At 40.2% G+C, this 10,974-nt stretch carries 12 protein-coding genes, 1 tRNA gene and 1 pseudogene; 4 read left to right on the top strand and 10 right to left on the bottom strand.

Annotated elements, in window-relative coordinates:
• Window positions 1-100: 100 nt before the first annotated feature.
• The 8 genes from AB5062_RS18890 to AB5062_RS18855 form a co-directional block, all read right to left on the bottom strand.
• Window positions 101-565 (bottom strand): biopolymer transporter ExbD, encoded by a 465-nt coding sequence (locus AB5062_RS18890; RefSeq protein WP_005845862.1) that lies wholly within the window; start codon window positions 563-565, stop codon window positions 101-103.
• A complete protein-coding gene (locus AB5062_RS18885; protein WP_005845860.1) occupies window positions 565-1,155 on the bottom strand; it encodes a biopolymer transporter ExbD in 591 nt (196 codons plus the stop codon). The genes AB5062_RS18890 and AB5062_RS18885 overlap by 1 nt, the downstream gene beginning before the upstream one ends.
• A 43-nt stretch (window positions 1,156-1,198) precedes the next feature.
• A complete protein-coding gene (locus tag AB5062_RS18880; RefSeq protein WP_005849022.1) occupies window positions 1,199-1,660 on the bottom strand; it encodes a hypothetical protein in 462 nt (153 codons plus the stop codon).
• 7 nt (window positions 1,661-1,667) lie between these two features.
• Window positions 1,668-2,441: a MotA/TolQ/ExbB proton channel family protein gene (locus AB5062_RS18875; RefSeq protein ID WP_005845856.1), complete on the bottom strand. Its 774-nt coding sequence runs from the start codon at window positions 2,439-2,441 to the stop codon at window positions 1,668-1,670.
• 87 nt (window positions 2,442-2,528) lie between these two features.
• Window positions 2,529-2,616: transfer RNA gene (locus AB5062_RS18870), tRNA-Ser, on the bottom strand.
• Window positions 2,617-2,783: 167 nt separating this feature from the next.
• Window positions 2,784-3,557 (bottom strand): TatD family hydrolase, encoded by a 774-nt coding sequence (locus AB5062_RS18865; RefSeq protein ID WP_008782427.1) that lies wholly within the window; start codon window positions 3,555-3,557, stop codon window positions 2,784-2,786.
• Between the two features lies 1 nt (window position 3,558).
• The gene (locus AB5062_RS18860) at window positions 3,559-4,536 is read right to left on the bottom strand and encodes a polyprenyl synthetase family protein (protein WP_057280355.1); all 978 of its coding nucleotides are present in this window, start codon (window positions 4,534-4,536) and stop codon (window positions 3,559-3,561) included.
• 81 nt (window positions 4,537-4,617) lie between these two features.
• Window positions 4,618-5,301 (bottom strand): energy transducer TonB, encoded by a 684-nt coding sequence (locus tag AB5062_RS18855; protein ID WP_005845850.1) that lies wholly within the window; start codon window positions 5,299-5,301, stop codon window positions 4,618-4,620.
• A 185-nt stretch (window positions 5,302-5,486) separates the two neighbouring features.
• On the opposite strand from AB5062_RS18855, the gene cmk reads away from it, so the two are divergent.
• The 3 genes from cmk (at window position 5,487) to pfkA (ending at window position 8,097) form a co-directional block, all read left to right on the top strand.
• Complete coding sequence (gene cmk / locus AB5062_RS18850) at window positions 5,487-6,176, top strand: (d)CMP kinase (protein WP_057280354.1); 690 nt, start codon at window positions 5,487-5,489, stop codon at window positions 6,174-6,176.
• Window positions 6,169-7,035 (top strand): 4-hydroxy-3-methylbut-2-enyl diphosphate reductase, encoded by an 867-nt coding sequence (locus tag AB5062_RS18845; protein WP_005845847.1) that lies wholly within the window; start codon window positions 6,169-6,171, stop codon window positions 7,033-7,035. Before cmk ends, AB5062_RS18845 begins: the two co-directional genes overlap by 8 nt.
• Window positions 7,036-7,116: 81 nt before the next feature.
• On the top strand, window positions 7,117-8,097 hold the full coding sequence (pfkA, locus tag AB5062_RS18840; RefSeq protein ID WP_005845845.1) for a 6-phosphofructokinase: 981 nt from the start codon (window positions 7,117-7,119) through the stop codon (window positions 8,095-8,097).
• Window positions 8,098-8,185: 88 nt separating this feature from the next.
• On the opposite strand, the gene meaB is transcribed toward pfkA, so the two are convergent.
• A complete protein-coding gene (gene meaB, locus AB5062_RS18835; RefSeq protein ID WP_005845843.1) occupies window positions 8,186-9,283 on the bottom strand; it encodes a methylmalonyl Co-A mutase-associated GTPase MeaB in 1,098 nt (365 codons plus the stop codon).
• 2 nt (window positions 9,284-9,285) lie between these two features.
• Entirely contained in the window at window positions 9,286-10,362 is a 1,077-nt protein-coding gene (locus tag AB5062_RS18830; protein WP_005845841.1) for a DUF1573 domain-containing protein, read from the bottom strand.
• A gap of 130 nt (window positions 10,363-10,492) precedes the next feature.
• Here AB5062_RS18830 and AB5062_RS18825 point away from each other — a divergent pair.
• Window positions 10,493-10,923, top strand: a pseudogene (locus tag AB5062_RS18825) (hypothetical protein).
• The last annotated feature ends 51 nt before the right edge of the window (window positions 10,924-10,974 follow it).

Here is a 10,974-nt window from a genome sequence, read left to right as displayed (position 1 = left end):
TGACTGAGCGAAGTTAGGACTTGCCCGATTTTTTTGCAAACACAAAAAAAGGCCGTCTCATTTTGAGACAGCCTCTTGTTTATCTATGCTTATATAACTATTACTGACGTTGAGTAGCTGAATAGTTTATTTTCAAAGCGTAAGCTTGACGAAGTGCCTGCTTTACATCCTGTACAATACCCATCTTTGTATCTTTATCAACTTTCAAGGATACTGTCATAAATGGCTGGTCTTCTTCTTTCATATTCTCACGTTCCTGATAAATGTAGTCCTGAACTTCTGACACTTCAGCAAACTTATCATTCAACTGAATACGACTTTCAGCACCCATTTTCTTTTGGAATTCCGGCAACGGTTTACCTATATAAATAAAGGAAACCAACGACTTCTTTTCCAACTTTTCCAATTCTGTTCCTTGAGGAACCTGAAATTGAACCTTCAATGTAACCTCACGCATGGTTGTTACAATCATAAAGAAGAACAACATGGTAAAGATAAGGTCAGGCAATGAAGAGGTATTCAACTCAGGCATTCCACGTTTACCTGTTTTATTAAATTTTCCCATTACTTACCTCCATACTTTTTAGGTTCAGCTTCAGAAATCTTCTGCGGATAATATTCACGAATAGCTTTTTGTTCATCTTCGTTGCACTCATTATAAAGCTTTCCAAATTTAGCTTTACCTAGTTCATTACGAAGTTCATTATACGCAGCAACCAATTCATTTTGCACATCAATATATGCTTGATAGCTAGTTCCAACGTCATTCTGAACAGAGATTACATGATTTTCCGTAATCATACAATCACCCAGCAAAGGAATATTCTTTCTATGCTTTTCAGGCAGATTTTCATCATCATACGGATTGGCTATAAACTCTTTTGCCTTTTCTTTCAATTGCTTCACATCAATATAGTCCGTACCACACATCAGCTGGTTGTCTTTATTCAGACGGACTTGAAGGATGTTTCGTTCCTTTACAATAATATCATCATCTTTCTGATCCTTGTTTTCGGGAGGAGGCGGAAGCCGTCTCGCCAAGCCACGGTCAGTATCCATTGATGTTGTTATCAGGAAGAAAATAAGCAACATAAAGGCAATATCAGCTGTTGAACTGGAGTTAATTCCAGGTACGCCTCTTTTTTTTCTTGCCATTTTACTTACTTCGTTTTAAATTATTTAATCAATGTAGATAATATTATCTTTTAAAGATACCGCTCAAGTTTACTAAAGTACCGATTGCAGCCACACCAAACAAGAAATAAATGGAGTAAATCAGCATATCAGTAATTTTCAACCAACCTGTATCAGTGTAAGCACTACCATCGGCCAAAACAACAGGAGAGTCAGAACCCATACCGTAAGAAACGACCAATACTACCACAAACAAGACCAAGCCGATCAAAGACTTTATTGCACTTTTAGGATTATCTCTCAAAGCAGCGCCAAATTGTGCTATCGCACCAATTACAGTTACTGCCACACATATTCCAAACATTGCATACATTAAGTAAATCAATGTTTCCGTATGTTCAGGTGCATTATATTCACCTACCGGATTATTGTATCCTACAAAATAGAACATTCCCAGCACGACAAGAATCAGCGCAAAGCAAATGTACATTATGTAGTAAGACACTTTATATGATAACTTAGCCATCTCCTAATTATTTTTTGTATTTCAAGTTATATTTAGTGATCATATCCAACAAAGTGATAGAAGAGTCTTCCATTTCACTTGTCAAACCTTCAATCTTAGAAAGGATGTAGTTATAGAATACCTGAAGAATCAATGCTACAACCAAACCGAAGATAGTAGTAATCAAAGCCACTTTCATACCACCAGCTACAACTGTCGGAGAAATATCACCAGCCTGCTGAATCTTATCGAACGCCATAACCATACCGATTACAGTACCCAAGAATCCCAAAGACGGAGCCATTGCGATGAACAATGTAATCCAAGAACATCCTTTTTCCAAATAACCGGCTTGAACTCCACCGTAAGAAACAACTGAACGTTCTACTACATCAATACCTTCATCTATTCTCATCAAGCCTTGATAACAAATAGAAGCGACCGGACCACGAGTATTGCGACATACAGTTTTAGCAGCTTCAACATCACCTTTTTCCAAAGCAGCCTCAATGTTAGCCATCAACTTCTTTGTATTCGTTTCAGCCAAGCTCAAATAAATGATACGTTCAATACAGAAAGCCAAACCTAAAACCAATGCGATAGCTACCAATGACATGAAGCTGGCATCACCTTCAATAAATTTGGTTTTTAACTCTTTGTGAAGACCACCACCTTCTTCAACCACTGCTGCTTCAGTAGTCTGTTCTGTTTGAGCCGGAGCTGCGTCTTGAGCCATAACAGGCTGAACTGATCCTAAAGTAAGGACTCCCATCACTGCAAGAATTGCAAATAACTTTTTCATTGTGTGTCTAATTTTTAAGATTAATTAATTAATTGTTATTTATTTGTTTTAATTGTCTTCCAGTCTGTTGTGCTTTCCATTACAATGCGGAGAGAGCGGGATTCGAACCCGCGAAACACTTTTGGCGTTTACACGCTTTCCAGGCGTGCCTCTTCAACCACTCGAGCATCTCTCCTTTTCGGGCGACACAATACTATCTTTTTTAAAATCGGGTGCAAATTACAAAGAAAATCGGGAACTGCAAGCGATTTCAGCTACAAATGTATTCTTTTTTTTCGTCTTACGTAGAATTAGCCCTGCCAATATTTAAATTACCTATCAAAATTAATAAACTTTAAAAACTTATTCAGCCATTTTGAACACTTTTAAAGCATTATTGGCAGTAATTCTATCCACATCTTTAAAATCCAGACCATAGATTTCGGCAAGTTTCATCGCTACATTCTTTATATAAGAAGACTCGTTCCGTTTTCCCCTGAAAGGCACAGGAGCCAAATAAGGAGAATCCGTTTCAAGAACGATTCTGTCTAAGGGGATATGAGGTAAGACCTCAGCCAGACTACTCTTCTTGAATGTAACGACTCCATTGATCCCAAAGAAAAAACGAGCATACTCTAAAACCTGCCCTGCTTCCTCCAGAGTACCCGTAAAACTATGAAAGATACCGCTTAACTCAGTTTTTTTATAAGGTTCCATCACTTCAAACAACTCCGGAAAAGCTTCACGGCAATGCAACACCAAAGGCAGATGATATTCCAATGCCCATTGAATCTGTATATCCAACGCCTTCTGTTGTTCTTTCAAATATGTCTTATCCCAATACAAATCCATTCCCACCTCACCTACAGCCACAAAAGGATGTTCACCGGAAAGCAGCTTTTTCATCTCATAAATACGGAATAACGAATCAGCCCCAACAGAAGTCGGATGAAATCCAATCATAGGAAAACAATACCCCTTATATGCCGTACAGACATTCAACATCGCTTCCACCGTGGTGTCATCAATATTGGGCATAAAGACTTTAGATACTCCGGAATCCCGAGCACGTTCTATCACAGCCGGCAAATCCTCATCAAACTCCTCAACAAACAAATGAGAATGCGTGTCAATCATATTATACTTTTCTATTCATTAAATGACAAACAAAAGACTTCAGCTCTTCTTTTCTTTCAGAAGGCACAGCTATACTTTCCAACAACGAAAGCCCCTCGACATAATAAGCGTTAATCTTTTCTTCACAAATTCCGCCGATGCCTATCTTATCATAAAGAGCTGTTACAGCTTTTATCTTTTCTTCCGGACAAAAAGCAGTAGAAGCTATCCATTTTTCCAACTCCTTCCGTTGTATCCCATCTGCCAAAGCCAACGCATTGATCAGCATAAAAGTCTTCTTATTGCATAAAATATCTCCACCTATATTTTTTCCAAACACTTTCGAATCCCCATACACATCCAGATAATCATCCTGTAACTGGAATGCCAATCCCATTTTGATACCGAAATCGTATAATTTGCGGGCATCATCTTCCGAAGCCCCCCCTAATACAGCACCAATTTTTAACGCAGCAGACAAAAGTACCGATGTCTTTAAACGAATCATCTCCATATATTCGGGAACAGTAACATCATTCCGGGTTTCAAATTCCATATCCCACTGCTGTCCTTCACAAATTTCCAAAGCAGTCTGACTGAAAATATCCATCACTTGCTTCAAATAACGCTCCGGACAATTGTTCATCAGCCGATAAGCCAACACCAGCATGGCATCCCCCGAAAGAATAGCCGTATTCTCATCCCAAACCTTATGCACGGTAGGCTTGTTTCTGCGCATATCCGCACAATCCATCAAATCATCATGCAACAATGTATAATTATGATAAGTCTCTATACCTGCCGCTTGTGGTAAAATATCATCCACATTCTCTTTGTAAAGCTGATAGGAAAGCAACATCAAAACAGGACGGATACGTTTACCGCCTAATGACAAGACATACTCTATAGGAGCATACAATCCTTTTGGTTCGCGCACATAAGGCATCGTAGCAAGATAAGTATTTACCTTTTCCAATAACTGGTCTGCAGAAAAAGCCATAAATTATTTTGATTAAGGGGTTCTAGAAAAAGAGGCTGCTTTTTAAAGGCAGCCTCTTAATTAAGATATTAAAGTATTTTATTACTGTAATTTGAAAGTTACAGGCACTGTATATTTCACACGTACAGCTTTACCACGCTGTTTGCCAGGTTTCCATTTCGGCATGGTCTTGATTACACGGAGTGCTTCCTTATCCAAGTAGGGGTCTACACTACGCACAACCACCGGGTCAACGATAGAACCGTCCTTATTAACGACAAACTGAACGATAACCTTACCTTGCACACCGTTTTCCTGAGAAATAGTGGGGTATTTAATATTCTTACCCAAGAACTTCAAACATTCAGCCATACCTCCGGGGAATTCAGGCATTTCCTCTACAACTTGGAATATCTGCTGTTCTTCAGGTTCTTCTTCTTCCACTTCTACCGGAACATATTTAACTTCCACAGCCTGACCTGTTTCTTCAGAAGCCTGAATGGCAGTTTCTTCTACTTTAGCATCGTTTTCAACGATCTGAAGCACTTCTTCTACCTTAGGAGCTTCGGGAGGAGGAGGAGCTTGTTTTTGTTCCTGTTCCGTAATAGGGATAATTTCTTCTTCAAATACGACATCGGTTATACCTGTTTCCGTAGTCACTTGCTTGTCGCGATCAGTCCATTCGAAAGCTACAAACATGAGAGCAAGGATAAACACATAACCGATAAGCAGCCAGGTACTCTTTTTACCTTCGAGATCTGCTTTAGGCGATTTTTTAACTTCCATAAATTGTGTTTTAAAATTAAGTGTTTCTCACTGAGGGCAAATGTAACACAAATCTTTTAAATAAAAAGTATTTTCATATGAAAAATATGCTAATTCATTTTATTTTCATCCGATTTCATAGACATACACCCAACTTTTATCTATCTTTGAAGCGTTTTTAGTAGTCACCTATACATTAATTATATATGAAAAAAATAACTATTGCCATTGACGGTTATTCATCATGTGGAAAAAGCACGATGGCCAAAGACTTGGCACGTGAAATAGGATACATTTATATTGATAGCGGCGCCATGTATCGTGCTGTTACATTATATAGCCTGCAGAAAGGGTTCTTTACGGAAAGAGGCATCGACACCGAAGCGTTAAAAACAGCGATGCCCGATATACATATTTCATTCCGGTTAAATCCGGAGACACAACGCCCCATGACTTTCCTGAACGATACAAATGTAGAGGATGCCATCCGCAGCATGGAAGTTTCCTCTCATGTAAGCCCTATCGCCACCTTGGGTTTTGTACGTGAGGCTTTGGTGAAACAACAACAGGAAATGGGAAAGGCCAAAGGAATTGTCATGGACGGAAGGGACATTGGAACCGTTGTTTTCCCCGATGCCGAACTGAAAATATTTGTAACCGCCTCGGCTGCCATACGTGCACAGCGCCGTTATGATGAATTAAGAAGTAAAGGGCAAGAGGCCTCTTATGAAAAAATTCTGGAAAATGTGGAAGAGCGTGACCGTATAGACCAAACCCGTGAAGTCAGCCCGTTACGGCAAGCGGATGACGCTATCTTGTTGGACAACAGCCACATGAGCATTGCCGAACAGAAAAAGTGGCTGACCGAAAAATTTCAAGCAGCGATAAATGGTTAACATAGAGATAGACGAAGGATCTGGGTTCTGCTTCGGAGTCACCACAGCTATCCGTAAAGCAGAAGAAGAACTGGCAAAAGGAAACACTCTTTATTGTCTGGGAGACATTGTACACAACGGACAGGAATGTGAACGCCTAAAAAAAATGGGGCTTATCACAATAAACCACGAAGAGTTTGCCCAATTACACGATGCCAAAGTACTGTTGCGCGCACATGGAGAACCTCCTGAAACATACGCTATAGCCCGTACCAACAACATCGAGATCATTGACGCCACCTGTCCGGTAGTATTACGCCTCCAAAAGCGCATCAAACAGGAGTATGATAATGTTCCGGCAAGTCAAGACACACAAATCGTGATTTATGGCAAGAACGGTCATGCCGAAGTACTGGGGCTGGTAGGTCAAACTCATGGAAAAGCAATTGTCATAGAAACACCTGCTGAAGCTGCTCATCTGGACTTCACCAAAGACATACGCTTGTACTCCCAGACAACCAAGTCTTTGGAAGAATTCTGGCAAATCATAGAATATATCAAGGAGCATATCTCACCCGATGCCACTTTTGAATATTACGACACAATCTGCCGGCAAGTGGCCAACCGGATGCCTAACATCCGCAAATTTGCAGCAGCGCATGATCTGATCTTTTTTGTCTGCGGACGAAAAAGCTCAAACGGAAAGATCTTATATCAAGAATGCAAAAAGATCAATCCGAATTCATACCTCATTGACCAGCCGGAAGAAATAGACCGGAACTTGCTCGAGGACGTCCGTTCCATCGGCATTTGTGGAGCGACTTCCACCCCCAAATGGTTGATGGAAGAATGTAAAAAAGCAATCTTAAACGAAAAATAGACCAATAAAAAATAGAAAATTATCGTTGTCCAACTGATAATTTGTTAACTTTGCGACATAAAAATATTAAAATGGGTATTTATGGGAACGATTAAAAGTATTGGTATTTTAACCTCTGGAGGAGATGCTCCGGGAATGAATGCTGCCATTCGTGCAGTCACACGTTCTGCCATCTATAACGGCTTGAAAGTATATGGCATTTATAGAGGTTACAAAGGATTGGTAACAGATGAAATTCAGGAATTCAAAAGCCAAAATGTTAGCAACATCATACAAATGGGAGGTACCATTCTGAAAACCGCCCGTTGCAAAGAATTCACGACACCCGAAGGACGGGCACAAGCTTACGAAAATATGAAAAAGCACGAGATTGATGCTTTGGTCATTATCGGCGGTGACGGTTCGTTGACCGGTGCACGTATCTTTGCTCAGGAATTTGATGTGCCTTGTATCGGTCTGCCCGGAACGATTGACAACGACCTGTATGGAACCGACACCACCATCGGCTATGATACAGCTTTGAACACAATTTTGGATGCAGTAGATAAAATCCGTGATACGGCAACTTCTCACGAACGCTTATTTTTTGTTGAAGTGATGGGACGTGATGCAGGTTTCCTGGCATTGAACGGCGCTATTGCCGCAGGTGCAGAAGCAGCTATTATTCCGGAATTCAGCACAGAAGTTGACCAATTGGAAGAATTCATCGAACATGGTTTCCGCAAATCCAAGAGCAGTAGCATCGTATTAGTAGCCGAAAGCGAACTGACCGGGGGTGCAATGCACTATGCCGAACGTGTGAAGAACGAATATCCGCAATACGATGTGCGTGTAACGATATTAGGACATTTACAACGTGGCGGACGCCCCACAGCGCATGACCGAATCATTGCCAGCCGTATGGGAGTGGCCAGCATCCAAGCACTATTGGAAGGACAACGTAATGTAATGATTGGTATTGATGATGATAAGATTGTTTATGTACCTTTCGCTAAAGCTATAAAGAACGACAAGCCTATAGACAGAGAATTGGTGAATGTACTTCACGAACTTTCTATCTAATTTCATCCACCACAGACAATAAAAAAAACGCAGATTTAATGAATAATCATAATCTGCGTTTTTTGTTTTGCCTGTTGGCAGCAAAACCTTATTTCAAGGTTGAGAAATAAGCATCCAATAACTTTTTGGCAGCAACAAACGAAGTCAGTTTGCCATTCAGCACCTCTTCCTCTTTTGCAGCCAACATAGAAATTATCTTTTCATTATTATAGAAACTATCACGCAAATGCTCGTTGATAGACTCATACATCCAATACTTGGCCTGTTCATTTCTGCGATATTCAAAATAACCATTCGCTTTCACAAAAGCGAAGTATTCATAGATCATATCCCAGATTTCTTTAATTCCAATACCATAAAAGCCGGAATACGTCATTACTTTAGGACTCCAGCCCGAATCAGGAGCAGGAAACAAATGTAAAGCATTGCGGAAATGACTGGCAGCCAGTTTTGCTTTCTCAATATTGCTGCCGTCGGCTTTATTGATAACAATTCCATCCGCCATTTCCATGATACCTCTCTTAATCCCCTGCAATTCATCACCAGTACCGGCCAGTTGGATCAGCAAAAAGAAATCCACCATAGAATGCACTGCCGTTTCGCTCTGCCCTACTCCAACCGTTTCAACAAAAATCTTATCAAAGCCCGCCGCCTCACAAAGTATGATCGTTTCACGAGTCTTACGAGCTACCCCTCCCAACGAACCTGCCGACGGACTAGGCCGTATAAAAGACTTCGGATGGACGGATAGTTTCTCCATGCGGGTCTTATCTCCCAAAATACTGCCTTTAGAACGCTCACTACTGGGATCAATAGCTAAAACAGCTAATTTTCCTCCCTTCTCAAGCACATGCAATCCAAATACATCAATAGATGTACTCTTGCCGGCACCGGGCACACCACTGATACCGATTCGCATAGAATTTCCGGAATAAGGCAAACACTTCTCTATCACTTCCTGGGCAATAGCCTGATGTTCCGGTTTTACACTCTCCACCAAAGTAACCGCCTGACTCAATACGGTCACATCACCTTTTACGATGCCTTCTACATATTCACCTACGGAAAACTCACGACGACGAGGTTTTTTACGTAGTTTCAAATAAGGATTCACAATAGATGGTTGCTCAATACCTTTGTTCACTGTCAATCCTTTATATTCTTCACTATTTTCAGGATGTTCCATAGCTATTTTTTTGAGGTTACTTTTACTTTTATAATTATCTTCGGATTGTTAGGATCATTGGTTATCATCAAGACACGCGGAGTACCCTTTACTTTCTTCAAATTTTGACCGAAAGCAGTAATCTTCAACTTGGTAGACGCACCCGGTTTCAAGACACGTTTCTTCAACTGGACCCCCAAAGCAGAATTAAACACCTGCAAATCAAGAATTTCCAGATTAGATTTTCCTACATTCTTAACAATAATCGTATGTGCTTTCTTTTCATCGCTTTTCAGTTCTCCCATCTGCAACTCTTTGGCAGAAAGATGAATGGCAGGCGGATTCAAGCGTTCCTGCTGGCTGATATGCGAGAAATCCGGCAATAATATGGCAGAAACCGGAATTTCATTTTCCTCTCCTACCTTATCTCCCGGAAAACGGGATAAATAAACAGAAGCTGTTGTCAAGCCCAATTTAGGCAGCTTATCCGTATCAAGAGTGATCTTGATTTTACCCGTACGTCCCCTTCCTAATTTTTCCGGAGTTGCAACAGCACTGAGGTAAGGAGGCAAATGCATCAGCACAGGGGTATATAGTTTATCTGACGTATTGGCAACCAACAATTCCATAGTCGGTTTATCACCTTTATTGGCATCCTCAAACTCTATTTCTTCCTTATCCAGACGAATAGCGCCAATTTGAAAAGGATGTGTGAAAGTGTAATTCTTAGGATCGGCTGTTACCTCTCCCCGGATAGCCAGATAGATAGGTTTATTCGAGGCATTGCAATAAATGCCTACGCTCTTCTGAAAACGTCCGATGGCTTTGGCGTCAAAAGTAGAACTGACAATCCCGGTCTTTCCCGGTGCAATCGGTTCTTTGGTCCAATCAGCAACCGTGCAGCCACAAGACGTTGTCACATTAGATATCACTAAAGGTTTATCTCCTTTATTAGTGATTTTAAAGGTTGCCGTCACCGGATTTTTCCATAAAATAGTTCCAAATTCATGCGTTGTCTTATCAAATAATGCTTTGGGTTGTGCCTGTACTCCCAAAGTCACTCCCATTAACAAACTTACTATCAGTATAATATGTTTCATACAATTATTTTATGCTTTTTAGATAGCAAAGATAGACAAAAAACATCCTTTACCCATTTTTTCAGCCTATAATTTATTTTATCTTATGAATAACCTTTATCTTTGTCCCGCATTAAAAATCAGATAAATTATGAAAATAGTAAAACATTACTGGTTCGTTGCCATTGCATTGATTACAATGATAAGTTTTTCTTCATGTGAAAGCGATGAGGAAAGAGGATTTGACATTTCAGGATTATACGGTAAGACTTGGTGGGGCGATATGGGATTTGAAGACCGATATGGAGAACCTCTTTACAGTTACATCACATTCACCTCAGGTGCTTTCACAGATCATGGTGTAGGTACGGAAGAGCGCTGTTACTATAATGATGAACTTTATAGGGTATATAAGTTTGACTGGGAAATTCAAAACGGTTGGTTGTATTATATTATTCAGATGGTTATACATTTATAATTGAATATCCATCCGTTTCAGGCCGCTATTTTTATGGCACGGCTGAAGATGGTTTTGAAATAAGACTAGAATGGGTGGACGGCAGAAGCATAAGAAAAAAGTAAGTTAGCAAGCTAACTTACTTTTTATGAAATCACACAATTAATTCCAGACAT

It is taken from the genome of Phocaeicola sp. RTP21359st1_B8_RTP21360_211022, from assembly GCF_040911965.1.
Lineage (GTDB): Bacteria > Bacteroidota > Bacteroidia > Bacteroidales > Bacteroidaceae > Phocaeicola > Phocaeicola vulgatus.
This window is presented reverse-complemented; position numbering and strand designations above follow the sequence as displayed.

Bases quoted from the DNA above. Each gene is read 5' to 3' on its own strand.
- AB5062_RS18830 (WP_005845841.1), bottom strand. From the start codon at position 10,362: ATGAAACATATTATACTGATAGTAAGTTTGTTAATGGGAGTGACTTTG.
- AB5062_RS18845 (WP_005845847.1), top strand. From the start codon at position 6,169: ATGGTTAACATAGAGATAGACGAAGGATCTGGGTTCTGCTTCGGAGTC.
- AB5062_RS18875 (WP_005845856.1), bottom strand. From the start codon at position 2,441: ATGAAAAAGTTATTTGCAATTCTTGCAGTGATGGGAGTCCTTACTTTA.
- AB5062_RS18860 (WP_057280355.1), bottom strand. From the start codon at position 4,536: ATGGCTTTTTCTGCAGACCAGTTATTGGAAAAGGTAAATACTTATCTT.
- pfkA (WP_005845845.1), top strand. From the start codon at position 7,117: ATGGGAACGATTAAAAGTATTGGTATTTTAACCTCTGGAGGAGATGCT.
- AB5062_RS18880 (WP_005849022.1), bottom strand. From the start codon at position 1,660: ATGGCTAAGTTATCATATAAAGTGTCTTACTACATAATGTACATTTGC.
- AB5062_RS18855 (WP_005845850.1), bottom strand. From the start codon at position 5,301: ATGGAAGTTAAAAAATCGCCTAAAGCAGATCTCGAAGGTAAAAAGAGT.
- AB5062_RS18890 (WP_005845862.1), bottom strand. From the start codon at position 565: ATGGGAAAATTTAATAAAACAGGTAAACGTGGAATGCCTGAGTTGAAT.
- meaB (WP_005845843.1), bottom strand. From the start codon at position 9,283: ATGGAACATCCTGAAAATAGTGAAGAATATAAAGGATTGACAGTGAAC.
- AB5062_RS18885 (WP_005845860.1), bottom strand. From the start codon at position 1,155: ATGGCAAGAAAAAAAAGAGGCGTACCTGGAATTAACTCCAGTTCAACA.
- cmk (WP_057280354.1), top strand. From the start codon at position 5,487: ATGAAAAAAATAACTATTGCCATTGACGGTTATTCATCATGTGGAAAA.
- AB5062_RS18865 (WP_008782427.1), bottom strand. From the start codon at position 3,557: ATGATTGACACGCATTCTCATTTGTTTGTTGAGGAGTTTGATGAGGAT.